The following is a 25775-nucleotide window of genomic DNA, read 5'->3' on the forward strand; positions in this document are numbered from 1 at the left end:
GGTCCCCTATTGAACCGGTTCGAGCCTTTCAGGGAACCCATTCGAGTTGGATCGACCCTGTGGAACACGGCGCTCCCGATCAAGGCCCCAACTGGTCTCGTGCAGGAATTGATATGATGCGGTGTAGGGGAATGGATCGGTTGCAAGCCCCATATGAGGAGGTGAGGGAGCAATGGGAAGGTACGGCAGGGATACGGGTCTCGCACCAGAGGAAGTCCTCCGCCAGGCGGCCGAATTTTTCGGGCCTGACGGGCTCGGTCTGAAGGTCGTGGAGCAGAACGACTGCTGCGTGAGCTTCGAGGGGGGAGGGGGCCACGTGATGGTGTCGGCGGCCTCATCCGAGTCGGGCAGGACCGATGTCGAGCTTGAGACGAGGGAGTGGGACTTTCAGGTGAGGAGCTTCATGGAGAGGCTGTGAAGAGCGGTCTATCCCAAAAGGCCTGAATTTGACTTTTGAACCGATTATGATAGCATCCTTTTTACGGGATAGGGCGCAGCATCGGCTTGTGATCCTGCCAGGAAACAGGGGAAATGGCAAAAATCCGTGCCTTTTTGGCCGCCGAGCTTCCGCGGGCCATGGTTTCGAGAATCGCGAGTCTCCAGGAACGCCTTCGTTCCTGCGGTGCCGACGTGCGATGGGTAAAGCCCGAACGGATCCATCTTACCTTGAAGTTCTTCGGCAACATAGAGGAGGAGCAGAGAGAGGTTATTGCCGCTATCATGGAAGAAGCCGCTTCTCGAATAGGCGCTTTCTCGCTCTCCGTCAGAGATCTCGGAGCCTTTCCGTCGCCCAGGAACCCAAGGGTAATCTGGCTCGGACTCCACGGGTGGGAAGAGAACCTCCTTCCCCTCCAGCGGGATATCGAGTCGAGGCTTCAGAGTGCCGGCTTTCCCCCTGAGGACAGGCCCTACAGACCTCATCTCACCCTCGGCAGGGTCAAATCGCTAAAGGGAAAGGAGGGTTTGGTCGATCTTATGGAGAGAGAACGGGAGGTCAATTTAGGCCCCATGGTTATTGACCGGATCGTCCTCTTCAGAAGCGATCTGAGACCCACTGGCCCCGTATATACCCCCCTTACAGTCAGGGAATTTTCGGGAGGCTAGCAATGGAAGAGACAAAGAGGGAAAAGGCCGTTGATCTGGCCGTTTCTCAGATCGAAAGGCAGTACGGAAAAGGGGCCATCATGAAACTCGGAGGCGAAGCCCCTCTGCCCGATGTCCAGACTATTTCGACGGGATCTCTCGCACTGGACATGGCCCTAGGGGTGGGCGGCCTCCCCCGGGGAAGGGTGGTCGAAATCTACGGCCCGGAAGCCTCGGGAAAGACGACCCTTGCCCTTCACGCTGTCGCAGAGGCACAGAAAGCCGGTGGGATAGCGGCTTTTATCGACGCCGAGCACGCCCTGGATGTTCACTACGCAAAACGACTGGGCGTCAAAACCGACGACCTCCTTATCTCGCAACCCGATACCGGTGAGCAGGCCCTGGAAATCACCGATATCCTGGTCCGCAGCGGGGCCATCGACATGATCGTCATCGACTCGGTTGCGGCTCTGGTTCCTCGAGCCGAAATCGAGGGAGAAATGGGAGACAGCCACATGGGGCTCCAGGCGAGGCTCATGTCCCAGGCCCTCCGGAAACTCACGGCCACAATAAGCAAGTCCATGACGATCGTGATCTTTATCAATCAGATCCGTATGAAGATCGGGGTAATGTTCGGCAATCCGGAAACCACGACAGGGGGGAATGCCCTCAAGTTCTATTCCTCAGTGCGCCTGGACATCCGCCGCATAGCCTCGATCAAGCAGGGCCAGGAGGTGATCGGCAGCCGGACCCGTGTGAGGGTCGTGAAAAACAAGGTGGCACCGCCTTTCAAGGAGGTCGAGTTCGACATCATTTACGGGCATGGAATCTCACGGGAGGGCGACGTCCTGGACCTCGCCGTGGATGCGGGAATCGTGGAAAAAACCGGAACGTGGTACTCTTTCAAGGATCAGAGAATCGGCCAAGGCCGGGAGAATACCAAGGCCTTCCTCCGGGAGAACACCGACATCCTGAGGAGCATAGAGGAGGAGGTCCTCCGGCGGTTCGGCCAGAAAAGAGAGGGAGAGACAGAGGAGTCGTGACATGGATTTGAACCAGATTCTAATGGAAGCCCTCAATGTGAGTGCTTCCGACGTCCATATCAAGGTCGGCCTTCCTCCGATTTTCAGAGTCAACGGCTCGCTCCGTTTTGTGAGAGACGTAAAGCCTTTTGACCAGAACCAGGTCAGCAAGATGGCTCTCGGTATCATGAACGAATGGCAGAAGGACCGGTTCATCAAGAACAAAGAAGTCGACATGGGCTATGAGATCTACGGGCTGGGCCGGTTTCGAATCAACATCTTCCAGCAGAGAGGTAAGATCCGGATCGCCCTTCGGATCGTTCCATACAAGATCAAGACCCTTGCAGAACTGAACCTCCCCCAGGTGATCGAGAAGATCGCCCTGGAACCCCGCGGCTTGGTCCTTGTCACAGGAACAACAGGAAGCGGGAAATCCACAACCCTAGCCTCCATGATCGATGTGATCAATTCACGGAGGACCTGTCATATCCTCACCATCGAAGACCCTATCGAGTTTGTCCACGAGGATAGGAAATCCGTAATAGACCAGCGGGAGGTGGGCTCGGACACCAGCACCTTTGCCGACGCTTTGAGAAGCGCGCTCCGGCAGGATCCGGATGTCATCCTTGTCGGTGAGATGCGCGATTTTGAAACAATCGAGACGGCCCTGACGGCTGCAGAGACGGGCCATCTCGTCATGAGCACCCTCCATACCGTGGACGCCACAGAGACCATAAACCGGATCATCTCCGCCTTCCCTCCTTACCACCAGCGGCAGGTGCGACTCCAACTCGCCGCTATTCTCAAGGGGATCATCGCCCAGAGACTCGTGCCAAAGGCCGACGGCCTCGGCCGGGTTCCGGCCGTGGAGGTGATGGTCTCAACCGCCAGGGTCCGGGAGTGTATCGTGGAAAAGGACAAGACCCCTGAAATCAAGGACGCCATCCTCAAGGGGTACACCACCTATGGGATGCAGTCCTTTGATCAGTCCCTGATGCTGCTGCTGAAGCGAGGACTCATTACTTACGAGGAGGCTCTCCGTCAAAGCAGCAACCCCGAAGACTTCGCCCTCAGGGTCAAAGGGATCATGTCGGGTGGCGACACCTCTTGGGACCATTTCGAAAAGAGCACCCAGGCAGAAGAGGGCGGCGAAGAGGAGAGACTCGCCGCTCAGGATATCCAGAGATACTGAGGAGCCCCGCCCCGTGCTCCGGCACCTGCGCCAGACCGTATGTCTTGCTCCTTGTCCTCCCTGCCGCCCGTCGAAAGATTGCATCCGCCTTTAACATGCGCCCTGATTGGTGTACAATAGGATGAACCGAATTCCTGGGATCTCAGGAAGACCTGCTTCCGGAGAGAGACGGTGGGACGGGAATCTCCAATGACCAGTAATGAGATCAGAAACGCCTTCTTGAAATACTTCGAACAAAGGGGCCATCAGATCGTTCCAAGCTCATCGCTGGTTCCCCATGATGATCCGACACTGCTCTTCACCAATGCCGGCATGGTGCAGTTCAAGCGGGTTTTTCTTCAGGAGGAGAGACGCCCCTATGTCCGTGCCGTATCCTCTCAGAAGTGCGTTCGGGCCGGGGGCAAACACAACGACCTCGAAAACGTGGGGCATACGGCTCGCCATCACACCTTCTTTGAGATGCTTGGAAACTTCTCCTTTGGCGACTACTTCAAGGAAGGCGCCATCGAGATGGGTTGGGATTTCTTGACTCGTGTACTGGGGCTCCCAAAAGACCGCCTCTGGATCACTATCCACGAGGGCGACCGAGAGATGGGCCTCGGGCCCGACGAGGAGGCCAGGCAGATCTGGCAGAACTTCGTGCCCGAAGAGAGAATCCGTGCCTTCTCCACGAAGGACAACTTCTGGAGCATGGGAGACACCGGTCCTTGCGGCCCCTGTTCCGAGATCACCATCGATCAGGGCGAGAACGTGGGCTGCGGGCGGCCTGACTGCGGGCTTGGTTGCGATTGCGACCGGTTTCTGGAGCTCTGGAACCTGGTTTTCATGCAGTACAATCGCGATGCCAGCGGCAGGCTTGTGCCTCTGCCAAAGCCGAGCATCGATACGGGGCTCGGCCTGGAGCGGATTGCAGCCGTGGTCCAAGGCGTGACGAGCAACTACGACACTGATCTGTTCCGCCCCATCATAGCCCATGTGGAGGACGTGGCTTCAAGAGAGTACGGCGTTCACGAGAAGGATGACATCTCCATCAGGGTGATTGCCGATCACGCAAGGGCCTCGGCCTTCCTCATCGGCGACGGTGTGCTCCCAGAGAAGGAGGGCCGGGGATATGTCCTTCGGAGAATCATGAGGCGGGCTCTCCGGCATGGCCGGAAACTCGGTGTGGAAGGGGCGTTTTTCTCGGATGTGGTCGATTTGGTCATCGACCTCATGGGCGAGGCCTATCCTGATCTGAAAGAACACAGGAATTTCATCCGACGGGTAGTCTCCAGGGAAGAGGAGAGTTTCTCAGACACTCTCAACCGCGGGCTCGATCTCCTCCGCGAAGAGGTCGGCCTCGTGAAAAAGAGAGGCATGAGCACCCTGCCCGGTTTCGTAGTCTTCAGGCTTTACGATACTTACGGATTCCCCGTCGACCTCGTCGAGGACATCGTCAGGGAAGAGGGGATTGGAATCGACCTGGATGCCTTTGACCGGGCTATGGCGACTCAGAGGCAGAAGGCCAGACAGGCCTGGAAAGGATCAGGAGAAGAAGACCTCAGGGACGAGTTCAAAAGGCTGCTGGCCGACGGCGTCGAAACCGCTTTTGTGGGCTACCAACGTCTCAAACACCGTTCCAGGGTTGTTCGCATCATCCGGCACGGCACCTTCGTAGACCGCGCTAGTGAGGGAGAGGACATCGAGATCCTGACCGAGGAGAGCCCCTTTTACGGCGAAACCGGAGGCCAGGTCGGCGACAGAGGCACGATAACGTCGCCGGAAGGCCTGGAAATCGAGATCTCCGATACCCTGAGGCCTGTGCCGCAACTTCTGGTCCATGTGGGGCATGTGAAAAGGGGCTCGGTGGAGCTCGGCACCGAGGTCCTACTCTCTGTTGATCCGGAAGCGAGGGGAGCCACCGCTTTGAATCACACGGGGACCCATCTCCTCCATGCCGCTCTGAGGGATGTGCTGGGCGACCACGTCAAACAAGCGGGCTCGCTCGTCGCCCCCCATCGGCTCCGGTTCGATTTCACCCATTTCTCCGCCCTCACCCCGGAGGAGCTCGACCGCATCGAAGACGTCGTGAACCAGAGGATCCGAGAGAACGTCCCTGTCCGAACCAGGGTCATGGCCACGGAAGAGGCGAAGAAGAGCGGTGCCACGGCTCTCTTCGGGGAGAAGTACGGGGACAGGGCCAGGGTGGTGGCCATCGGGAGAATCAGCAAGGAGCTCTGCGGCGGAACGCATACCAGGAGGACCGGCGACCTGGGTCTCTTCAAGATCATCTCAGAATCAGCGGTGGCCGCAGGGGTGAGACGCATCGAGGCTCTCACCGGTGCCGATGCCCTCCACCATGTCAGGCAACAGGAAAAGACCCTTATGAAGGCCTCGGCAATCGTTAAGAGCTCTCCTGAGCAGCTCGATGGGAAACTCGAAAAGGTGGTGACCCAGCTCAGAAGGCTTGAGCGTGAGGTGGAATCCCTAAAGACCCGCATTGCCACGGGTGGCTCGGACCACCTCGAGCAGGTTCGCGAGATCGGTGGAATCCGGGTGCTCGCCGTCAAGCCGGGTGTCGGAGATCCACGGAGTCTCAGGGAGATCGGGGACCGCTTCAAGGAGAAGATCGGTTCGGGCATCGTCTTCCTTGCCGGAGAGCACAGGGGCAAGGCGGCCATGGTCCTCACGGTGACCAGGGATCTTCTCGATCGATTCAATGCCGGCAGTATGATCAGGGAGCTTGCCCGCAAGGTCGGTGGAACCGGTGGAGGCCGGCCCGACATGGCCCAGGGAGGCGGCCCCCATCCGGAGAGGATAGACGAGGTTATCGAGGAGCTTTACCTCACGGTCGAAAAATCGGGGGCCGGAACCAATCAAGAAAGAGAAGCAGGCTAGTCAAGGGCTATCCTGAAGTTCTGGACGCCCTCTGCTCTCTCGGTAATGATGAGAATTTTCGAGGAGGGGGACACTATGCCTTCAATCAAGTCCCTGGGTTTCGGGGGCTCCCCCCCTTTTTTGGGGTATGTCTCAGAACCATTTGATTCCTAAGGATATTTCTCGATTTCCAAGGGGAAACTCCTCGTTCCTTCGCTCGCAAGCTCTCACGGTGACCCTGTGGGGACTCGGAGGTTGGCAATCTTTGTCCCTTCCCCGGTCTGAAGAGAGGGTTTTCTCCTGTTCCCAGAAGACCTGAAGACTGCAAAATGAACGGTCCCCTCGATCTCATCGGAGAAGCTCGAGCCAGAGGCCGAAAGGCACTATCCGAGTATGATTCGAAACGGTTCCTTTCGTTTCTGGGCATACCGGTTGTCCCCGAGGCTTTCGCTCCTGATGGCGACTCTGCCGCCCTCGAGGCGGCAAGAATCGGTTTTCCCGTCGTTCTAAAGGCATACGGCGAGAATCTCTTTCACAAGACCGAAGTGGGAGGCGTGGTCCTGAATCTCAGGAGTCAGGACGAGGTGAGGGAAGAGGGGAACCGCCTCTTGAAGATCCGAGGCTGTGAGGGGCTGCTGGTCCAGCAGATGGCAGAGGGGCGGCGGGAACTGGCGTGCGGTTTGACGAGGGACCCGGTTTTTGGGCCGTGTGTCATGTTCGGCCTCGGGGGAATCCTCACAGAGCTCCTGGGGGATGTTGTATTCCGAATCGCACCCCTGAGTCTCGCGGATGCCCAAGAAATGATGGGGCAGATCAGGGGCAGAAAGGTCATGGAGAGTTTCAGGGGCGAACCTCCGGCCGACAGGCACGGACTGGCCCGGGTGCTGGTAGCCCTCGGTGAAATCGGACTCCGTTACGAGGAAGTGGCCGAAGTCGATATCAACCCTTTAAGGATTCGATCAGACGGTAGACCCGTCGCGCTGGACGCCCTGGTTGTCCTCAGACCCGGAGGCACAGTCCACGGGTAGCCCGGGCTGCCTTCCCTCTTGACAATGCGGCTCCCTGTCTCCTGATTCTTTCGAACCTCATAAGGAGAACCCATCGTGCATGGAGGATTGGCCCCCTTTTTCGAGCCCAGGAGTGTAGCTATCATCGGAGCCTCTTCTGTTCCCGGTAAACCGGGACACGAGATAGTCCGCAATATCCTCGTGAATGGATATGAGGGCAGGCTCCACCTGGTCAACCCGAAGGGCGGGAAAATACTCGGCGTACCCGTTAGTCGATCCATCGCTGATCTACCGGCCGGAATAGACCTGGCCATAATAGTCCTCCCTGCCGAGACATGCCCCAGTGCCGTACGGGACTGCGTGCAAAAGGGGATCAGGAATTTTGTCCTCTCTGCTGGTGGCTTTGCCGAGGTGGACCAGCAGAGGGCACGGATTCAACAAGACCTCGAAGAGATCGTCAGGGAGCAAGGGATCCGAGTGCTTGGGCCGAATACCTCGGGTCATATCTCCACCCCCTCCCTTTTCACATCCTCCTTCTTCCCTCTGGGCAAGATCCGCCGGGGCAGGGTCTCCTATATCGCACAGACAGGGAATTTCGCTACCCACACGATGAAATACATCCTCTCATCGGAGAATTTCGGCGTTTGCCGGGTGATCGGCCTTGGCAACAAGGTCGACATAGACGAGACCGAGGCTCTCGAGTACTTGGCGGAGGACCCCGAGACGGGGGCAATCGTCATGTATCTTGAAAGCTTCAAACGGCCGAGACGTTTCCTGGAGGTGGCTCGAGAGACAACCCGTCGCAAGCCCATCGTCATGCTGAAAGGCGGATCCACCCAAGGGGGCAGCCAGGCGGCCATAGCCCACACCGCCGCTATGGCGGCCGAGGACCGTCTCGTAGACGGCATGCTCAGACAGGCTGGCATCGTCAGGATCTGGGATTACACCCATCTTGTCCTTGCAGCCAAGGGGCTCTCCATGCTACCCCTGCCAAGGGGAAATCGGGTAGGCTTCCTCGCCCCCTCCGGGGCAATGCTGGTGGTCCTTACCGATCTCTGCACCCGCCTCGGCCTTCTGGTTCCGCAATTTCAGGAGAGCACCATCAAAAGACTCCAGGAGTTCAGCCCTTCATACATCCGTATGAGAAACCCCGTCGATATTTGGGCTGCAGTCTCGGCAAAGGGCATCGAATTCGCTTACAGGGAGGGCGCCGAAACGGTGCTCAAGGACCCGAACATCGATTCCGTGGTTGCGGTTCTCATGCTCACGGAGGAAACGGGCATCCCCTCCTTCGAATTCCTCATCGACCTCGCAAGAAGATACCCCCAAAAACCCCTCCTTGTTACCTTTAGCGGCGAGAGCAAGTGGATGGATGTGTGCAAGGGGTCCGTCGAACCCGCAGGTATCCCGACCTTTCCAGAGATAGAGAAACCCTTCGAAGTCCTCTCTATCCTGGTCCGGTGCCGGCAGGCCATGGACAGGCCCCTTGATTAAAGAACTACCGAAGGCCGAGACCTCCCTTGCCTGGAAGCATAGAGAGGGCGCCCAAAACCATTCCCCCCTTTTTCGGCGCCCGCTCACCCTTGACGGGTACCCCACCGCTTCCGCGGTGTCGCACGTGAACAAGGGCGTTCTCCAAGAGTGGCGAGACCCCAGGCGCCATTTTAACTTTCTAGATTCAGATTCCCATTTCATTTCGTGTCATTAGAAAACAGCGCAATGCAAACGTCAGGAAACTCCAGAAACAAAAAGCTTGACAAACTCATTGGTTCATTCTAGTGTTACCGGTAACACGGCATCCAAATCTCGCCTCTTAGGGGGCGTCATGAAAGCCGCCTTGCTCACAGCTCCCTATCAGATCGAGCTTCAAGAGGTGGCCGAACCACCGGTAGGTCCCAGTGATGTCCTCATAAAGGTCCGATGGGTCGGCATTTGCGGTTCTGATCTCCACACTTACAAAGGCAACCACCCCTTTCGAAAACCCCCGGTGATCCTGGGTCATGAAATGGCAGGAGAGGTTGTGGGGACGGGGAAGGATGTCACCCTCTTCCAGGAGGGCGACCGGGTTACCGTGGAACCTCAAACTTACTGCCACCACTGCTCCAACTGCGACAGGGGAAACTACAATCTCTGCAACAACAAGAGGGTACTGGGGACCACTGCCTGGCCCGGTGCTTTTGCCGAATACGTGGCCGTGCCGGAAGACAAGGTCTATCTCCTCCCAGAGGGGCTGAGCCTCGAACAAGGCGCCCTTGTCGAGCCCCTTGCCGTCGGGGTTCATGCGGCCGGCATGGCGGCGGTCGGTTTGGGCGATTCGGTCCTCATCGTGGGATCAGGCACGATCGGCTTGGCAAGCCTGGTTGCCTTGAGAGAGGCCGGGGCTACCCGTATAATCGCGACTGACGTGGAAGACTTCAACCTCGCCAAGGCACGGGAGCTGGGGGCTTGGGCCACGGTCAACGCGAGAAGGGAACCTCTGGCCGACAGGATCAGGGAATGGACAGAGGGGGAAGGGGCCGATGCGGTGGTCATTGCTGTTGGGCTACCTTCCTTGATCGACGACTCCCTGGATCTCCTCCGTAAAAGGGGAAGGATGGTTCTGGTAGCCATATTTGACGAGGAAGCCACCTTCGATTCCTTCAAGATCGTCTTTACGGAGGTCGATCTGGTTGGTAGCTGGACGTACAGTGGAAGAGAATTTCACGCGGCAATAGACCTCATGGGCCAAAAAAGAATCGACATGGGTTCATTCATTACCCACCGCTGGCCCATCGAAAGGGTGAAAGAGGGCTTCGATCTGGTGGACAAGAGGGGAGAAGGTGTAATAAAAGTGATCTTGCATTTCTGAGTCCGGAAGGAGGGACGGCAGTGGGCAACAGGATCATCAGTTTCAGGGTTCCGAATCTCATATTGGCAGGGGTGGGGTCTCTGGAAAGGCTGGGAGAAGAGGCGAGGAATCTGGAGGCAAAAAAGGCTCTCGTAGTGACCGACAAGGGGGTGGTGGCCTCGGGTATTGCCGGAAAGGTCCGAGGACTTCTGGAGAAAGAGGGAATCCCAAGCGATCTGTTCGATGGTGTGATCTCCGACCCGGATATCGCCTGCGCCGACACGTGTGTCGAGACGGCGAAAAGAGGCGATTACGACCTGATCCTTGGGGTGGGCGGCGGCAGTTCCATGGACATCGCCTCGGTGGCCTCGGTCATGTGCACCAACCCGGGGAAGATACAGGACTATCTCGGAGTCAACCTGGTGAAGAAGCCGGGCATTCCCACAATCCTGATACCCACTACGGCAGGAACAGGAGCAGAGGCCACACCGAACGCCATACTTACCGATTCCGAGGCGAAACTCAAGAAGGCCATCGTCAGTCCTTACATCCTTCCCCGGGTCGCCATCGTGGATCCCCTTCTGAGCCTCTCCATGCCTCCCCCGGTGACTTCTTCTACAGGCATCGACGCCCTTACCCATGCCATCGAAACCTATACGTCCAACAATGCCACCATACTGAGCGACCTGTTCGCCAGGGAGGCAATAGTGCTCATCGGCCGGAGCCTGAGGACCGCCGTGGCGAACGGCAGCAACCTGGAGGCCAGATCCGACATGTCCATTGGGAGCCTCTATGCCGGGATCGCAATAACAAACGCAGGCGTCACAGCCGTGCATGCCCTGGCCTACCCTCTGGGCGGCCATTTCAACGTGGCCCATGGGATAGCCAACGGCCTTCTCCTTCCTTATGTAATGGAATTCAACGTCCTGGGGAACATTCCGAAATTTGCGCGGATCGCAGGGTTTCTGGGAGAAAAGGTGGAACACCTCTCCCTCCTGGAACAGGCTTACCACGCGGCCAGGACCGTAAAGGCCATTTACAGGGATCTCGAGATCCCCCAGTCCCTGACCGAGTTGGGAGTCCCCAATGAGGCGATCCCCGATATGGCCGAGGCGGCCATGAATGTAACCAGATTGATGACCAACAACCCCAGGGAGATGAGGGTCGAGGATGTAGAAAGGATCTATGAGAAGGCCCTGTGATAGGAACAACCATGAAAGAGGGAGAAAAGCCCAAATCAATAGTCCCCGCCGAGTTCGACCTGTCTGGAAAGGTGGCCATCGTCACCGGTGCTGGGAGGGGGATGGGCTATCACATCGCCCTGGCCCTGGGCAGATACGGAGCCGATCTGGTTGTGTGCAGCAGGACCGCTTCTGAACTTGACAGGGTCGGCCGTGAGATCCGAGAGCTAGGCCGGCGGGTCTTGATCCATCAGATGGACGTTCGAAAGATCCCGGACGTCCATGCCATGGTCAAGGAGACGGTAGCAGCCTTCGGCCATATCGATATCCTGGTCAACAACGCGGGGATCAACATCCCCCAGTGGGCGGTGGACGTAACCGAGGAGGCCTGGGACAGCATCATGGAGACCAATCTCAAGGGCCTCTTCTTCTGCGCCCAAGCGGTAGGAAAGGTGATGATCGAACAGAAGAGGGGAAAGATCATCAATGTCTCGTCTCAGGCGGGAAGCGTGGGTCTTTTACAGAGGGCGGCTTACTGTTCAAGCAAGGGGGGAGTCAACCTGCTCACAAAGGTGCTGGCAATCGAATGGGCCCAATACGGTATCAACGTCAACGCCATCGGCCCTACATTCATCCAAACCCCTTTCACCGAGCCCATGTTCGAAAAGGAGGGGTTTCGTGAATATGTCTTGGGAAACATTCCCTTGGGTCGTGTGGGAAAACCCGAGGACGTTGTAGGGGCCGTGATCTATCTCGCATCCGATTCGTCCGATCTGGTGACAGGGCATGTCCTTCTCGTTGATGGGGGTTGGACGGCGAAGTGAGGCACCGGAGGCCTGTAACCAACGGATCGCATCGAGGACGGAGCCCTCAGGCCTGCGGCCTATTCTCAGAGAAAGGAGGTGAGGAATTGAGCTTGGAGGAGGGAAAACGGTTGGTACTGCCCAACCCAGCATTGTTTGGAAAGGAGGAGAGCCATGAAAAAGCTCGTGATCGTTCTCTCTGTTGTGGGCTTGTTCGGTCTGCTGTTGAGCCAATCCTCACCCGCCGAGGAGTTCATCAAGATCGGGGTTGTGAGCCCTGCCAGTGGTAACTACGCGGATCACGGCGCCCTCGAACGGAGAGGGATGCAGATGGCGGTGGAGGAGATCAACAAAGCCGGAGGAGTCCTGGGGAAGAAGCTGAAGCTGGTTGTGGAGGATTCGGAGACCAATCCCCAGGTGGCAGCCAGAAAGGCGAGGCGGCTCATCGAAGGGGAGAAGGTCAAGTACCTCATGGGCGGAGTCAGCAGCTCCGTGGCTATTGCCGTAGGAGAGGTTGCCCAGCGATACGGGGTCATCTTCTTTGCGACCAATCAGAACTCCGATACCGTGACGGGTAAGTATGCCCATCGTTGTGTCTTCCGCGTTCCTCCCAACATGGCCATGGCGCTTCGTGCCCTGGGCCCGTACATCCTCGAAAAGGTCGGCAACAGGTGGTACTTCCTCACCCATGATTACTCCTGGGGATGGTCCGGCACGAGGTGGGCAAGAAGGGTCCTCAAGGCACACGACGGTGTCGAAGTGGGTGAATCAAAGGTCCCGCTGGGCACGCGCGATTTCAGCTCTTTCCTGATCAAGGCTAGAGCGGCCAAACCCGATGCCCTGGTCATCACCGTGGGCGGTGTCGACCGGGCTGCCCTCATGGAACAGATCTATGAATTCGGGATCTACAAGGACATGACCATAGTCCACACCCTTTACGACTACGAAGACGCCTGGGCAGCCGGGCCGAAAAAGAACGTCGGCATTCATGGTACGGAATGGTACTATGACATCGACAAGCCCGATGTAAGGGAATTCGTCCGGAAGTACAAGAAGCGGTGGCTCGGCGTGGCCATCCCCGTTCCCACTCAGGATACGGTGAACGGCTACCTGGCAACCCGCGAGCTGGGCCGGGCGATTAAGAGAGCCGGAACGGAACACGTGGCCGATGTCATCAAGGCCCTGGAGGGCCACGTGATCCCCGAGAGCGAATCCCTGCGAGACGGCCCGATCACCATCCGTGACTGGGATCACCAGTTCATCTGTTCTTACTACGTGGTGCGCTCGAGAAAACCCTCGGAGATGCGCGATCGAGCCGATCTGTGTGAAATCGTAAAGTCCGTGCCGGGGGATAAGATCGCAAGAACCAAGGCAGAAAATCCGGTTAAACTGGAACCGTACCCAGACTGAGGCTGAGACAGCGGGGTTCCTCTAGGGGAACCCCGCTGTCTCTTCTGTCAAGGCAGGAGACGCCATGGAGCTCTTCCTAAGCTACCTCGTCAATGGTATCGTCAACGGCCTGGTCTATGCCGTTATCGCTCTCGGATTCACCTTGATTCTCGGGGTGATGCAGGTAATCAATTTCGCCCACGGGATCCTCTTTGCCTTCGGGGCATATTTCTTTTTCTCCCTCAACAGGTACGTGGGATTCTGGCTCGCTCTTGTGATCTCCTCTTTTCTTGTGGGGGTCATGGGGATATTGATCGAGCGTCTCGCCATCCGGAGGGTCTACACCAAGAATCCCCTCTTCGGGCTCTTGCTCACCTTCGGGATCGCCATGGCCCTGGAGGAGATGATCCGGATGGTTTGGGGTAAGCCGGGCCATTCCGTTACAGCCCCGGATTTCATCTCAGGGGTCGTGGACCTGGGGATCATGTACTATTCCAAGTACCGTCTCTTTCTGGCAGGGCTTTCCGCGCTGCTCATCGTCCTTGTCTGGTTGTTCCTGGAGAAAACCCCTCACGGAGCCATCATCAAGGCGGGCGCACAGGACAGTGAAATGGTCATGGCCCTCGGCAAGAACCTCCCCAGGGTGCGCACCCTGGTGTTTGGACTGGGCGCGGCACTGGCCGGCGTAGCAGGGGTAATTGCAGCCCCCATACACAGTATCCGGCCGGTCATGGGAACCTATGTATTAATGCCTGCCTTCGTCATAGTTGTGGTAGGAGGTATCGGCAGCTTCTGGGGAAGCATCATCGGTGGTTTGATCTTCGGTATATCGACCAGTCTCTACCCCGGCCGATTTACGGACATCATCCCCTACTTCCTGATGACCCTGATTCTGCTGTGGAGGCCGAGAGGCTTGATGGGGGAGAAAAGCATCTTGGAGGTCTAGCATGGATGTCGCGGTCCGACCCCGTTACAGGGAAATCCTGGTCAATCCCATGTTTCTGATCACCGCTCTTTTTGCCGTCTTTCCCTTTGTTCCCTACATCGGGAAGTTCATCTCCATGGGTACTGCGGTAATCATATGGTGCCTCTTTGCCATGGGCTTCAATATACTTCTGGGATACACGGGCCTGCCTTCATTCGGCCACGGGGCTTATTTCGGAATCGGCGCCTACGCCCTGGGCATTACCTTCAAGCACCTGATCCACGGGCTCTGGATCCCTCTGATTCTGGGAGTCCTGGTAGGCACCCTTATTACGGCCGGTGTGGGCCTGCTGCTCGCAAAGAAGAGGGGAATCTACTTCGCCCTGCTGACCATCGCCTTCAGCCAGATGTTCTACTTCATCGCCTTCAGGTGGGACGAGGTAACCGGTGGGGAGACCGGCCTCTCGGGAATCGACAGGATGGCCATAGGTATTCCCGGCCTATTCTCCATCGATCTTTCGGTCGGCATCAATTACTACTACTTCGTGCTGGTCGTCTTTGTCGTTTCCATGTGGGTCATCTGGAGGATAGTCCACTCACCCTTCGGGCGGGTCCTCCAGGCTATTCGTGAAAACGAGGTGAGGACACAATACGTCGGATACAACACCGCTGCATACAAATGGGCCTCCTTCACCCTCTCGGGCCTGTTTGCAAGCCTGGCCGGCTGCCTGCACGTTCTCTTGCAGAACGCCGCCTTCCCCGAAGTTCTCGAATGGACGAAGTCGGGCGATGTAGTTATGATGACCCTGTTGGGGGGGGGACTGGTGAACTTTTACGGGTCCATTCTGGGGGCCAGTATCTTCATCATCTTCCGTGACCTTCTCAGCAGCTTTTGGGAGAACTGGCTGCTCCTTTACGGCTCTCTCTTTGTCCTGATCATCCTCTTCGTACCCACCGGGATCCTTGGTATTCTCACCCAGAAAAAGGGACGGGCCGTGTTGAAGTGAGGTGATGGTCATGGCAATCTTGGAAACCAGAGATCTGACCAAGAGCTTCGGCGGATTGACCGCTGTGGATCACGTAACACTCGCCTTTGAACCTGACTGTATCACCTCGATCATCGGACCCAATGGGGCTGGAAAGACAACGTTTTTCAATCTCATCGGTGGAAGTCTCAAACCCGACTTTGGGAGCATCTCCTTTGATGGAGAGGATATTACCAACCTCCCCATACATAAGATCGTAAGCAAGGGTATTTCAAGGTCTTTTCAGATACTTAATCTCTACGACGAGTTGAGTGTCGAGGAGAATATCTGGATCGGCGTCCAATCTCATCACGGCCATGGCACAGAGTTCTTCTCACCTCTCAGCGGGTTTCCCGCAGTCAGGGAAAAGACACTCGAAATCATCCAGCTCATCGGCCTTGCCGGCAAAGAGGATGAAACCGTCAAATTCCTTCCTTACGGGGAACGCCGTCTCCTGGAGATCGGGCTTTCACTGACATTGGAACCGAAGTTGTTGCTCTTGGATGAACCCATGAGCGGCCTGGGAGTGGACGAGCGGCCCCGAATCCTTCGGTTCATCAAGAATCTCGCCGACAAGTTGAGCATAATTCTCGTGGAGCACGACATGGAAGCGGTCATGTCGGTCTCAGGGCGTATCGCAGTGATGCACCAGGGAAGGCTCCTGGCCCAGGGAACCCCTGATGAAATCAAGGGCAATGCGGAAGTCCAGGACGCCTATCTCGGGGAGTTGAGGTAATGCTGACCTTAGAAAAGGTAAACACCTTCTACGGAGAAGCCCATATCCTCTTTGACATCTCTCTTCAGATCGGCCAGGGCGAGACCGTCTGCCTGCTCGGCCGCAATGGGGCGGGAAAGACGACCCTGGTCCGCAGCATCATGGGGTTGACTCCGGCCAGGTCGGGCTCCATCGTCTTCAAGGGAGAGGACATCACCCGCCTGCCCCCTTACGAAATTGCAAAAAGAGGGATCGGCTTTGTCCCTGACACCCGGCGGATCTTCCCGAACCTCTCTGTACGGAGGAATCTGGAGGTGGGAAGAAAAGAAGGAGGACTCAACCACTGGAGCCTGGAGACGGTCTACGGGCACTTCCCCCAACTCAGGGCACTGGAAGGACAGTACGGGGAGTATCTGAGCGGCGGCGAGCAACAGATGCTCGCCATTGCTCGAACCCTCATGGGAAATCCCGAGCTGATCCTTCTCGATGAACCCTCTGAGGGACTCGCCCCCAAGATGGTGATGGAAGTCATGAAGATCATCCGGGAACTCAAGGAGACCGGTATGAGCATTCTCCTGGTGGAACAGTATTCGACTCTGGCCCTGGGGATGGCCGACAGGAGCTACGTCCTGGACAAGGGACACCTGATCCATGAAGGTGACGCCCGGGAGCTCTTTGAGAACCTCGACTTGAGAAAAAAACTGCTGGGTATTTGAGGCTTGTGGAAGAGGCCTGTTTCCGGCCCTCTGACTTTGTCACGATCGACTGCTCTCCGCCGAATCGAGACTCCCAGCGGCCTTTGGGTATCTCTCCGGTTCGATCCACACAGGGAACCTGTTCCACCGAGGGCTTCTCCAGCTCCCTAGTGGTCACCGCACAAAGTCCGTTGGAGGGGAAATGAAGGAAAAGATCATCATCAATTGTGCGGTTACCGGTTCCATTCACATCCCAAGCATGACCCCCTATCTGCCTATCACCCCCGAACAGATCGCCCAGGAGGCCATCGATGCATGCAGTGCTGGCGCCAGCACGGTTCACCTCCACGCCAGGGACCCCAGGACCGGCCAGCCCACCATGAATCTCGACCTCTTCGGCCGGTTCTGCCGGGAGATCACCGGGAAGAGCGACGTAATAATATGCATCACCACAGGCGGTGCTCCCAATATGAGTCCGGAAGAACGCATGGCAGCCGTCGAAAGGTTCAAGCCGGAACTGGCCTCTATCAACATGGGATCGATGAATTTCGGCCTCTTTCCCTTGATGGAGAGGATCAAGAAATACAAGTGGGAATGGGAGAAGGAGTACCTGGAGGGTTCAAAGGATCTCGTCTTCAAGAACACCTTCCACGACCAGGAAAGAATCCTCACAATCATGCATGATAACGGCACCAAACCCGAACTCGAGTGCTACGACATGGCCCACCTCTACAACGCGGCCTACTGGGCGGACAAGGGCGTTCTCCATCCCCCTTTCTGGCTGCAGTTTATCCTGGGAATCATGGGAGGCATACAGCCCTCTGTTGAAAACCTGGTCTTCATGAAAAACACGGCAGACAGACTCTTCGGCAAAGATTATGTCTGGTCAGCCTTACCAGTGGGCCGTCACGAATTCAATCTCTGCACCGTGGCGGCCATAATGGGGGGCAATGTGCGGGTCGGCCTGGAAGACAACATCTATTTGAGCAGGGGAACCCTCGCCCGAAGCAACACGGAAATGGTGGAAAAGATGGTGCGTATCCTCGGAGAGCTGGGGATGAAACCCGCATCAGCCGAAGAGACACGGAGTATACTGAAACTTAAGGGCAAGCAAGAAACGAGCTACTAGAGATGCCTCTCCATGTTACCGCGGGAGGCTGGTAGGTTAGTTTCTGAGCCTCTCTGCCTATCGCCGAGGTAATCCAAGATCCTTTCCGCTGCCTGTTCCCCTTCGTGGATGCAGTCGCTGATACCCACTCCCCGGTAGGCACACCCCGTCAGGAATATCCCCGGATGACGCGAGATCAGCTCTTGGATCCGGGCCACCCGCTCCAGGTGTCCCAGAGTGTACTGCGGCATGGATCTCTCCCACCGATAGACCCTTGTGAATAGGGGCTCGGCTTCTATTCCCATGATCTGCCTCAACTCCTCCCTGCACATGGCCACCATCTCATGATCATCGAGGCCGAGGGCAGTCCGGTTTTTTGCCCCACCCACAAAGACCCTGAGAAGGACATGGCCGTCAGGAACACGGTGCGCGAATTTGACCGAAGTCCACGTGGAGGCCATGATGCTTCTCTTCTCTCTCCGGGGAACCACAAACCCGAATCCATCCAGAGGATGGCTGATCTGGGATCTTCTGTATGCCAGGTGGACGATAGCCGAAGAGACGTAGGGAATGGTTTGGAGAATGTCGGCCAGGGGCCTGTCTAGGGTCCCCAGGAGGCGGCCGCTCACAAAGGCGGGAGTGGCCAAGACCAGGGCCTCGGCTTCGAATTTCTCGCCCCCCTCTGTCTCGATGAAGTAATGAGGCGAGCCCTCCGGCCCTCTCCGCCCCAGGGCGGCCACCTCTTTCCCCAGGAGGACCGAGCCGGAGTTCAGCCTGGCGAGGATAGCCTCCACCAGATCACCCATCCCTTTCTTCAACGTCACAAACATGGTCCTCTCTGGCCCTTTCCTGTTCTTGACGTACCGGGCGAACTTCTTCCGTCGCACGAGCATGCCGCGGATAAGACTGCCGTACTCTTGCTCCAGCTCGAGGAACCTGGGAAATGTCGCCTTGAGGCTCATAGTCTCCGGAACCGATGCATGGATTCCCGCCACCAGAGGTTCGGCGATCTTCTCGAGTGCCTCCCTGCCGAGACGGCGGGAGACAAAGTCCGCCAGGCTCTCTTCCCCGTCGCTCTTCCTGGCAGGAATAAAGAGGTCCATTGCCATCCGGATCTTTCCAAAGGGGCTGACAAGACTGCTCATAACAAAGGGCATGAAGCTCGTCGGGACCAGAAGCATGAACCCCTCTGGAAGAGCATGGAGTCTGCCCCGCCAGAGGATAAAGGTCCGGCGGTTCTCGCTGGTATTCAGGAGCTCGTCTTCCATGCCCAGCCGCTCGCATAGTCTCAGGGCCCATGGCTTCTCCGACAGGAAGCAGTCGGGCCCCCCCTCGAGAATGAAATCCCCCATCCTCTCGGTAAGAATCGATCCACCCGGATGAGCCTCTTTCTCGATGAGAAAGACCTCGATGGGCGCTCGCCTCTCTCTTATTCTCTCCTGGAGGAAAAAAGCCGTTGAAAGCCCGGATATCCCCCCACCCACAACCACGACGCGTCTCAAAGGGATTTCTCCATCTTCTCACCAATTCCAGGGCCGTTAGCTCCTGCCTCCTTTTCAAGCCGTTCCAACACTACCTCGGCAAGGGCCCGAATAAACGTGGAGGAATCGTTCAGCGAGGGTGATCTCTCGTACTCCATGCCAAGGGCCTCTGCATGATTCCTGTACTCTATGTCGAGATCATAGAGTGTCTCCAGATGGTCGGAGACGAAGCCCACGGGAACCACCAAAACACTGGACCGTCCTTTTGCAGAGAGATCGGTCATAACCTCCGCCACGTCCGGTCCCAACCAGGGTCCCGGCCCTGGTGCCTTACTCTGAAAGGCCAGATGCCATCTCACCTGACCGATCCGTTCTGAGACGCCCCGGATTGTTTCAAGGATCTCTTCGACATAGGGATCACCGGCCACGGACATCTCCGGAAGGCTGTGAGCGCTGAAGATGATCTCAACCCTCTCCCTGGAATCATGGGCAAAGAGAGAAAGCCCTTCGTTGATCCTCTCTTCCAGGGCTTGGAGAAACAGAGGATGCGTGTGCCATCCCGCAACGGGCAGCACTTCGAAGCCGGCCTTCCTCTGCTCGACCGCCTCCTTGAGAGCGGTAAAATAGGGTCCCGTGCTGAGTCTCGATCTATGAGGGGTCAGGGGTAAGGCCGCCAACTTTCGGATACCCCACCCTGCCAGGCGCCCCACCGCATGCTCGACCGAGGGCTCTGAAAAACGCATACCCACGGCTACTCTGATGTTGCAGCCCCTTCCGGCGAGTTCCGACTCGATAGCCTCTGCCTGTCGCCGTGTGATCTCCGCAAGAGGAGACCCCCCTCCGATGAGCCGGTATTTCTCCTTGATGGCCGCGACTCTCTCCTCCGGGAGAGGCCTCTTGCCCAGGAATCTTTCAAGAAAATCCTCCACCTCCTCCATCCGTGATGGCCCGCCAAAAGACATGACAAGAACCGCGGCATCCGGGCAAAGGTTGCTCATCGCTGGCTTATCTCGTGGACCGAATCGACCATGATTCTCACGTGATCAACAGGGGTATCGGGAAGGACGCCGTGGCCCAGATTGAAAATATGGCCAGGGCGGTTCCCGGCGGCGGCCAGAATCGACCGAACCGCCTCTCTGATCTTCTGAGGAGGAGCAAGAAGCACAGCAGGATCGAGGTTCCCCTGGACACCCACATTGTGGCCGATCTCGTTCCACGCCTTTCCAAGATCGATCCGCCAATCCAAACCGATCACGTCCCCTCCGGCCTCCCTCATGAGGCCCAGGATCCCCGATGTGTTGGTGGCAAAGTGAATCAACGGGACATCCAGGCCGAGCCCCTGAAAGACCTGCCGCAAATAGGGGAGGACGAATGCCTCGTAGTCTGCAGGGCCGAGGGAGCCCACCCAGGTGTCAAAGACCTGGATGGCCTGAGCTCCCGCCTCGACTTGGCTCCTCACATACCGGGTCGTCACACGGGTGAGCGTCTCCATGAGCCTGTGCCAGGCAGCGGGGTTCTGGTACATGAGCGTCTTGGTGCGGACGAAACTCCGTGAGCGGCCGCCCTCGACCAGATAACTCGCCAGGGTGAAAGGGGCTGCTGAGAACCCGATCAGCGGCACCCGGCCCTCCAGTTCCTTACGAACCTGGCCGATAGCATCCAGTACGAAGGGAACGTCTTCATGGGGTTCGAAAACCCGGAGTCTCTCGATGTCCTCCTCGCTCCGCACCGGGGTATCGACCACAGGTCCCTCCCCCTCGGAAAACCTGAGCTCGATTCCCATGCCCTCCAGGGGGAGCAGGATGTCGGCAAAGATGATCGCCGCATCGACTCCGAACTGATCGACAGGCATCAAGGTGATCCGGGCGGCCAGTTCCGGGGTCTTGCACATTTCGAGAAAAGAGTACTTCTCCCGGAAGGCCCGATACTCCTTCATATATCGCCCCGCTTGACGCATCAGCCAGACCGGGGTAAAAGGAACTCTCTCCCGGCGGCAGGCGGCAAGAAAGGGGTAGGGGGTCTCTGCTGGCATCCGGAATCAGCCCTTCATTCGCTCCAGAGCCTCTCCTTGAAGAGAAAGAAGGTCGCAATGGCCACGATCACGACGCTTATCAGGTGAGCGGCCCGAACCCCCCCGACCATCAGGCTGTCGGCCCTGTAGAAGCTCACAACAAATCTGCCCACAGAGTAGAAGATCAGATAGAGGCAGATGATGAATCCGTCTTTGGCCGGCCGCTTTCGAATCTGCCACAGGAAAAAGAAGATTGCCAGGTTGATCGCCATTTCATACAGCATGGTGGGATGAAGAGGGAGGTGTGGAAACTGATCGCCGGCGATGCTTCCGGGGGGAAAGACTATCCCCCAAGGCATCTTGGTCGGCACTCCATGGGCATCGCCGTTCATGAAGTTGCCGAATCGTCCAAAAGCCTGTCCGAGAATCAGGCACGGGGCCACGGCATCGGCTGTGCGGAGGAAAGAAAGACCCTTCCTTCTCGTGTAGAAAAGCCCGGCCACCAATCCGCCGAGAATCCCCCCGTGAATCGCAAGTCCTCCATGCCAGATAGCGGGAATCTCTTTCCAATCCGGCCAGTAGTACTCCCAATTAAAGGCCACATAGTAGATCCTCGCGCCGAGAAGCCCGCCAAGAACAACCCAGAAAATCAGATTCATAACGTCGTCCGGTGACAGGCCCATTCCCTTTCGCCTCACTTCACTCTTCAACAGAAAGTAGCCCACCACGATGGCCAGAACGTACATGAGGCCATAGAATCTGATCTGCACCGGACCGATGGTAATGAGTACAGGATGCATAAACGACCCGATCTAGCCACTCTTGGGAGTATCCAGATCTCTATTTTACTGTTTCCTCGCCGGATATTCAAACCGAAGATCGGCGGGGTGTCAAGCGCCACAGGTTCAAGGAGGGGAGTGGGATTCATCGCTTCCCTGGATCCCTCAGAACAACGGGATTGCCGAAGGGAAAACTCCCGGGTCTTTCTGGGGAGTCCCTTGTGTGGCGGCCCCTTCCCTTTGCATGGAATTTATGATATCAAGCTGTTGCCTGTGATTGGTCCGCCCCTTGAACGCTGATCCGAAAGGAAGACAGAATGGGTACTGGCTCGGAAAAGGTTGAAACGATCTATCGGGCAAGGGTCTTCCGCCTATGCAGGGAGACGGTCTCCCTGCCCAATGGAGTAACGACTGCCTACGATGTCATCCATCATCCCGGTTCTTCCGCCATAGTCCCCCTTTTGCCCGACGATCGGGTCGTGATGATCAGACAGTACCGCCCCTCTTTGAGAAGGTTTCTCTGGGAGATACCGGCAGGCACCCTCAACCCTGGTGAGGATTTTCTCCAGTGTGCCAGGCGGGAGCTGATAGAGGAGGCGGGCTATCAGGCAGATCATTTTGAAAAATTGACAGAGATTCTCCCGGCTCCCGGGTACTCAGACGAGGTTATCCAGATCTTTCTTGCCAGGGGTCTTGAACCGGTGGCTCAGAATCTCGATCAGGATGAGGTCCTGGAGGTGGCGCCTCTGCCTCTGGCCGAGACGCTCGTCATGATCAGGGACGGAAGGATCCAGGACGCCATGACGATTGTCGGCCTCTATCTGGCTTCCATGGGCAGATAGCATAGGAGCCATGGATGCATATTCTCTCGCAAGAGGAGAAACAGAGGGTTAATGAGATTGCCCTCTCAATTTTGGATGATGTCGGCGTAAGAATCGATCACCCCGAGATTTTCGAGGTCCTCTGCCAAATGGGCGGCAAGGGGGACAGGGCAGCGTCGGTCGTCCGTATGAGCGAGGAGATGGTGACAAGGGCCATTGCCTGGTGTCCCAAGAAGGTGGCCTTTGCGGATCTTGAAGGCCGCATCACCGAGGTTTACAATGGCGCTCAACCTCTCTTCTGGGGTGGCAATGCCCTCTATTTTGCCCGGGGCAGGAAACGGGAGGTGATGACCGAAACACGCTTTGTTGAAATGGTCCGGCTCTACGACACCCTCGAGAATGTCCATGCTGTCGTGGGAACAAGCATCGGTGATTTTCCTCCAAAGACGAGAGATTTTGTTGGCCTGAGGCGGCTGGCCGAGAACGGCGGCAAACACATGCGGCCGGTCATATTCACCCCGACCGGTGCTGAGGTGATCATTGAGATGTGCCAGGCCATACTGGAGATGGAACGGTACCGGGGGGCAAGTCTCGCCCAGTTGCCTATCGTGAGTTTCGGGTTCACCATCGTCAGTCCCCTGCACTGGACGAGTCTGGCCCTTGAGGTTTTTCAGAAGACCTCAGGTTTTGGAATACCCGTTATGGTCAACTCAGAAGTCGTCGCTGGGACGACGGCGCCCGTTACCCTGCCGGGAGCCCTCTGCCTTGCCGTCGCCGAAGTGATGAGCGGAATCGTGGTTGTTCAGGCTTTGGAGAAGGGACGACCGGTTGTGTTCAATGCTGGATTCTCCCACGTTTTTGATATGCAGACCGCCGAAACCCTGACCGGCTGTTCGGAAAATGGATTACTCCAGGGGGCAGGAGACCAGATGGCCGCCCATTATGGACTCCCTTCGGCATCATGGATGAGTACGGAATCGATGGTTCCTGACGGCCAGGCCTCTGCCGAAAAAGTGCTCACAGGACTCCAACACGCTCACAGCGGGGCAAACCTGATCTGGGGCATAGGGAACCTTGAATCGACACTGACGATCTGTCTGGAACAGGCGGTGATTGACAACGAGATCGCGGCCTCGATCCTCAGATCCATGAAGGGCCTCGGCTTCACGGAAGACAGACTCGCCTCTGGTTTGATAAAGGAGATGGGACACCGATCAGACTATCTGTCAGCCGACCACACCTTCAGGTACTACAGAGATGAAATCCTATTCTCCGATCTCTGGTACCGAGAGCGCCGTGAGAATTGGGAACAAAAGGGGGAGCCGGATTTGGCCGAAAGAGCTTCCAGGATTGTGCAGGAGCGGTTGTCCCGAAGGTGCCGCTCTCTCCTCGACGAGACGACGCGGAAAAGACTTGAGGCCATGGAGAAAAAATGGGTCCAGAAGCTTGGGTCATGATCAAGCACTCACTGGTATATCCTGCCAGGAAGGAGACCGGGTATGGAAAAGGTAAGACTGGGGGTTTTGGGTTCGAGGTTTGTTGCGCATCTTCACCTTTCGAATTACAAGGATCTCATCGGAAAAACGATGGAGGTTGTGGCGGTCGCTGCGCGAACAGAACAGAGCGCCCGCAACTTCGCCATGACTTTCGACATTCCTAAGATCTATACGGACTACAGAAAGCTGGTCGAAGACCCAGAGGTCGACGTGGTCGATGTCTGTCTTCCTACGGATCTCCATAAAGAGGCGATTATCGCGGCAGCACAGGCAGGCAAGCACGTGATTTGCGAAAAGCCCCTGACCGGGTATTTCGGAAAGGAGCTGGAGGAGGAGCGGGTTGGGGACAGGGTTCCGCGGGAAACCATGCTCCAGGAGGCTATGAAAAACTGCAGAGACGTCAGAACAGCGGTTGAGGCAAACAGAATAAGATTCTGTTATGCCGAGGATTGGGTGTATGCCCCTGCCTTTACCAAGCTTAAGAGGCTCGTTGAGGTCAGCGGAGGCCTTGTGATGGACATCCGGGCAGAAGAGAGCCATTCCGGCTCACACGCGGCATACTCCAGGAGATGGAAGACATCAGGGGGCGGTTCGCTGGCCCGGCTTGGCTCCCATCCAATCGGGGCGGTCCTTCATCTGAAGCACTTTGAAGGGCAGATTCGAGACGGCAGACCGATCCGGGCCCGCAGCGTGACCGCTGAGGTCGGGCGCCACACGCAGATTCCCTCCTACCAGAGCATGTCGAGAAAGTGGCTGGTCTCAGACTGGCAGGACGTTGAAGACTGGAGCTGTCTGATTATCGAATTCGAGGATTCGACCAAGGCCGTCATCTTTGCTTCGGACGGTGTTCTCGGAGGAACCCGCAATACCATGCAGGTCTACCTCTCCAACGCCGTGGTCTATGCGAACATGAATCCAAACAGAGCCCTTGAGGTCTATGCCCCTGATGCAGCCGTCTTCGGCGATGAATACCTGGTGGAGAAGCTGGAGACCAAGGCGGGTTGGAGTTTCCCCAGCCCACAGGAGGATTGGGATAGGGGATACCCGCAGGAGCTTGAGGATTTTATCGAGGCGATCCGTAACGACCGGGATCCCTTGTCGGGTTTGGATCTGGCCGAAGAGGTTGTAGATGTTATCTATTCGGGGTATCTCTCGGCTGAAAAAGGCCAACGGGTGGAGGTGACTCCACTGCTTGGGCGAGAGGCAAAGGGTCCTGAATGACCTTCTAAAAGTGCGCTACTGCCTTGATGGAGGCAAAGGTGGAGATACAGGTCTATGATACCAAGGAAGCGTGTGGCGCAGCAGCAGCAGACAGGGCGGCTGCGACTCTCAGAAATGCTATTGAGGCAAAGGGCCATGC

The 25775-nt window shown here is 57.1% G+C and carries 23 protein-coding genes; 19 read left to right on the top strand and 4 right to left on the bottom strand.

Features of this window, described 5'->3' with window-relative positions:
• Positions 1-172: 172 nt before the first annotated feature.
• From JRJ26_09615 to JRJ26_09690, 16 genes are all read left to right on the top strand, one after another.
• Positions 173-418, top strand: coding sequence for a hypothetical protein (locus JRJ26_09615; protein MBW2057737.1), 246 nt, complete (start codon positions 173-175; stop codon positions 416-418).
• 113 nt (positions 419-531) lie between these two features.
• Positions 532-1104: an RNA 2',3'-cyclic phosphodiesterase gene (gene thpR, locus JRJ26_09620; GenBank protein ID MBW2057738.1), complete on the top strand. Its 573-nt coding sequence runs from the start codon at positions 532-534 to the stop codon at positions 1102-1104.
• 2 nt (positions 1105-1106) lie between these two features.
• Positions 1107-2126, top strand: coding sequence for a recombinase RecA (gene recA, locus JRJ26_09625; GenBank protein ID MBW2057739.1), 1020 nt, complete (start codon positions 1107-1109; stop codon positions 2124-2126).
• A 1-nt stretch (position 2127) separates the two neighbouring features.
• On the top strand, positions 2128-3297 hold the full coding sequence (locus JRJ26_09630; protein ID MBW2057740.1) for a type IV pilus twitching motility protein PilT: 1170 nt from the start codon (positions 2128-2130) through the stop codon (positions 3295-3297).
• 189 nt (positions 3298-3486) lie between these two features.
• On the top strand, positions 3487-6174 hold the full coding sequence (gene alaS, locus JRJ26_09635; GenBank protein MBW2057741.1) for an alanine--tRNA ligase: 2688 nt from the start codon (positions 3487-3489) through the stop codon (positions 6172-6174).
• A 308-nt stretch (positions 6175-6482) separates the two neighbouring features.
• Positions 6483-7181, top strand: a complete 699-nt coding sequence (locus tag JRJ26_09640; protein ID MBW2057742.1) for an acetate--CoA ligase family protein — start codon at positions 6483-6485, stop codon at positions 7179-7181.
• A gap of 75 nt (positions 7182-7256) precedes the next feature.
• Positions 7257-8654: a CoA-binding protein gene (locus JRJ26_09645; GenBank protein ID MBW2057743.1), complete on the top strand. Its 1398-nt coding sequence runs from the start codon at positions 7257-7259 to the stop codon at positions 8652-8654.
• 331 nt (positions 8655-8985) lie between these two features.
• Positions 8986-10008: a galactitol-1-phosphate 5-dehydrogenase gene (locus tag JRJ26_09650; GenBank protein ID MBW2057744.1), complete on the top strand. Its 1023-nt coding sequence runs from the start codon at positions 8986-8988 to the stop codon at positions 10006-10008.
• A 32-nt stretch (positions 10009-10040) separates the two neighbouring features.
• On the top strand, positions 10041-11189 hold the full coding sequence (locus JRJ26_09655) for an iron-containing alcohol dehydrogenase (GenBank protein ID MBW2057745.1): 1149 nt from the start codon (positions 10041-10043) through the stop codon (positions 11187-11189).
• 11 nt (positions 11190-11200) lie between these two features.
• On the top strand, positions 11201-11992 hold the full coding sequence (locus tag JRJ26_09660) for a glucose 1-dehydrogenase (protein MBW2057746.1): 792 nt from the start codon (positions 11201-11203) through the stop codon (positions 11990-11992).
• Between the two features lie 153 nt (positions 11993-12145).
• Complete coding sequence (locus JRJ26_09665; GenBank protein ID MBW2057747.1) at positions 12146-13381, top strand: ABC transporter substrate-binding protein; 1236 nt, start codon at positions 12146-12148, stop codon at positions 13379-13381.
• A 64-nt stretch (positions 13382-13445) separates the two neighbouring features.
• Positions 13446-14306, top strand: coding sequence for a branched-chain amino acid ABC transporter permease (locus tag JRJ26_09670; protein ID MBW2057748.1), 861 nt, complete (start codon positions 13446-13448; stop codon positions 14304-14306).
• 1 nt (position 14307) lies between these two features.
• Entirely contained in the window at positions 14308-15291 is a 984-nt protein-coding gene (locus tag JRJ26_09675) for a branched-chain amino acid ABC transporter permease (protein MBW2057749.1), read from the top strand.
• Positions 15292-15301: 10 nt separating this feature from the next.
• Positions 15302-16045, top strand: a complete 744-nt coding sequence (locus tag JRJ26_09680) for an ABC transporter ATP-binding protein (GenBank protein MBW2057750.1) — start codon at positions 15302-15304, stop codon at positions 16043-16045.
• Positions 16045-16740 (top strand): ABC transporter ATP-binding protein, encoded by a 696-nt coding sequence (locus JRJ26_09685; GenBank protein MBW2057751.1) that lies wholly within the window; start codon positions 16045-16047, stop codon positions 16738-16740. The genes JRJ26_09680 and JRJ26_09685 overlap by 1 nt, the downstream gene beginning before the upstream one ends.
• Before the next feature lie 181 nt (positions 16741-16921).
• Entirely contained in the window at positions 16922-17848 is a 927-nt protein-coding gene (locus JRJ26_09690) for a 3-keto-5-aminohexanoate cleavage protein (protein ID MBW2057752.1), read from the top strand.
• Here JRJ26_09690 and hemG read toward each other — a convergent pair.
• From hemG to lgt, 4 genes are read right to left on the bottom strand one after another with little or no spacing between them, the layout of a single operon-like run.
• A complete protein-coding gene (gene hemG, locus JRJ26_09695; GenBank protein MBW2057753.1) occupies positions 17845-19329 on the bottom strand; it encodes a protoporphyrinogen oxidase in 1485 nt (494 codons plus the stop codon). The two genes, JRJ26_09690 and hemG, sit on opposite strands and share 4 nt — an antisense overlap.
• Positions 19326-20306: a ferrochelatase gene (gene hemH / locus JRJ26_09700; protein MBW2057754.1), complete on the bottom strand. Its 981-nt coding sequence runs from the start codon at positions 20304-20306 to the stop codon at positions 19326-19328. The genes hemG and hemH overlap by 4 nt, the downstream gene beginning before the upstream one ends.
• Positions 20303-21340: a uroporphyrinogen decarboxylase gene (hemE, locus tag JRJ26_09705; GenBank protein MBW2057755.1), complete on the bottom strand. Its 1038-nt coding sequence runs from the start codon at positions 21338-21340 to the stop codon at positions 20303-20305. The genes hemH and hemE overlap by 4 nt, the downstream gene beginning before the upstream one ends.
• A gap of 14 nt (positions 21341-21354) precedes the next feature.
• Positions 21355-22119, bottom strand: a complete 765-nt coding sequence (gene lgt / locus JRJ26_09710; protein MBW2057756.1) for a prolipoprotein diacylglyceryl transferase — start codon at positions 22117-22119, stop codon at positions 21355-21357.
• Between the two features lie 296 nt (positions 22120-22415).
• Between lgt and JRJ26_09715 the strand changes: the two genes are divergently transcribed.
• The 3 genes from JRJ26_09715 to JRJ26_09725 are packed head-to-tail and all read left to right on the top strand — an operon-like array spanning position 22416 to position 25636.
• The gene (locus JRJ26_09715) at positions 22416-22940 is read left to right on the top strand and encodes an NUDIX hydrolase (GenBank protein ID MBW2057757.1); all 525 of its coding nucleotides are present in this window, start codon (positions 22416-22418) and stop codon (positions 22938-22940) included.
• Between the two features lie 14 nt (positions 22941-22954).
• On the top strand, positions 22955-24376 hold the full coding sequence (locus tag JRJ26_09720) for a trimethylamine methyltransferase family protein (protein MBW2057758.1): 1422 nt from the start codon (positions 22955-22957) through the stop codon (positions 24374-24376).
• A gap of 42 nt (positions 24377-24418) precedes the next feature.
• A complete protein-coding gene (locus JRJ26_09725; protein MBW2057759.1) occupies positions 24419-25636 on the top strand; it encodes a Gfo/Idh/MocA family oxidoreductase in 1218 nt (405 codons plus the stop codon).
• Positions 25637-25775 lie beyond the last annotated feature (139 nt).

Source organism: Deltaproteobacteria bacterium (genome assembly GCA_019308905.1).
GTDB lineage: Bacteria > Desulfobacterota > BSN033 > WVXP01 > WVXP01 > JAFDHF01.

What these genes read in the sequence shown, in the direction of transcription:
- JRJ26_09665 (MBW2057747.1), top strand. Translation starts at nt 12,146, where the DNA reads ATGAAAAAGCTCGTGATCGTTCTCTCTGTTGTGGGCTTGTTCGGTCTG.
- JRJ26_09715 (MBW2057757.1), top strand. Translation starts at nt 22,416, where the DNA reads ATGGGTACTGGCTCGGAAAAGGTTGAAACGATCTATCGGGCAAGGGTC.
- JRJ26_09675 (MBW2057749.1), top strand. Translation starts at nt 14,308, where the DNA reads ATGGATGTCGCGGTCCGACCCCGTTACAGGGAAATCCTGGTCAATCCC.
- hemE (MBW2057755.1), bottom strand. Translation starts at nt 21,340, where the DNA reads ATGCCAGCAGAGACCCCCTACCCCTTTCTTGCCGCCTGCCGCCGGGAG.
- JRJ26_09615 (MBW2057737.1), top strand. Translation starts at nt 173, where the DNA reads ATGGGAAGGTACGGCAGGGATACGGGTCTCGCACCAGAGGAAGTCCTC.
- JRJ26_09650 (MBW2057744.1), top strand. Translation starts at nt 8,986, where the DNA reads ATGAAAGCCGCCTTGCTCACAGCTCCCTATCAGATCGAGCTTCAAGAG.
- JRJ26_09640 (MBW2057742.1), top strand. Translation starts at nt 6,483, where the DNA reads ATGAACGGTCCCCTCGATCTCATCGGAGAAGCTCGAGCCAGAGGCCGA.
- JRJ26_09660 (MBW2057746.1), top strand. Translation starts at nt 11,201, where the DNA reads ATGAAAGAGGGAGAAAAGCCCAAATCAATAGTCCCCGCCGAGTTCGAC.
- JRJ26_09725 (MBW2057759.1), top strand. Translation starts at nt 24,419, where the DNA reads ATGGAAAAGGTAAGACTGGGGGTTTTGGGTTCGAGGTTTGTTGCGCAT.
- alaS (MBW2057741.1), top strand. Translation starts at nt 3,487, where the DNA reads ATGACCAGTAATGAGATCAGAAACGCCTTCTTGAAATACTTCGAACAA.
- lgt (MBW2057756.1), bottom strand. Translation starts at nt 22,119, where the DNA reads ATGCATCCTGTACTCATTACCATCGGTCCGGTGCAGATCAGATTCTAT.
- JRJ26_09720 (MBW2057758.1), top strand. Translation starts at nt 22,955, where the DNA reads ATGCATATTCTCTCGCAAGAGGAGAAACAGAGGGTTAATGAGATTGCC.
- JRJ26_09670 (MBW2057748.1), top strand. Translation starts at nt 13,446, where the DNA reads ATGGAGCTCTTCCTAAGCTACCTCGTCAATGGTATCGTCAACGGCCTG.
- thpR (MBW2057738.1), top strand. Translation starts at nt 532, where the DNA reads ATGGCAAAAATCCGTGCCTTTTTGGCCGCCGAGCTTCCGCGGGCCATG.
- JRJ26_09685 (MBW2057751.1), top strand. Translation starts at nt 16,045, where the DNA reads ATGCTGACCTTAGAAAAGGTAAACACCTTCTACGGAGAAGCCCATATC.
- JRJ26_09690 (MBW2057752.1), top strand. Translation starts at nt 16,922, where the DNA reads ATGAAGGAAAAGATCATCATCAATTGTGCGGTTACCGGTTCCATTCAC.
- recA (MBW2057739.1), top strand. Translation starts at nt 1,107, where the DNA reads ATGGAAGAGACAAAGAGGGAAAAGGCCGTTGATCTGGCCGTTTCTCAG.
- hemH (MBW2057754.1), bottom strand. Translation starts at nt 20,306, where the DNA reads ATGAGCAACCTTTGCCCGGATGCCGCGGTTCTTGTCATGTCTTTTGGC.
- JRJ26_09630 (MBW2057740.1), top strand. Translation starts at nt 2,128, where the DNA reads ATGGATTTGAACCAGATTCTAATGGAAGCCCTCAATGTGAGTGCTTCC.
- JRJ26_09680 (MBW2057750.1), top strand. Translation starts at nt 15,302, where the DNA reads ATGGCAATCTTGGAAACCAGAGATCTGACCAAGAGCTTCGGCGGATTG.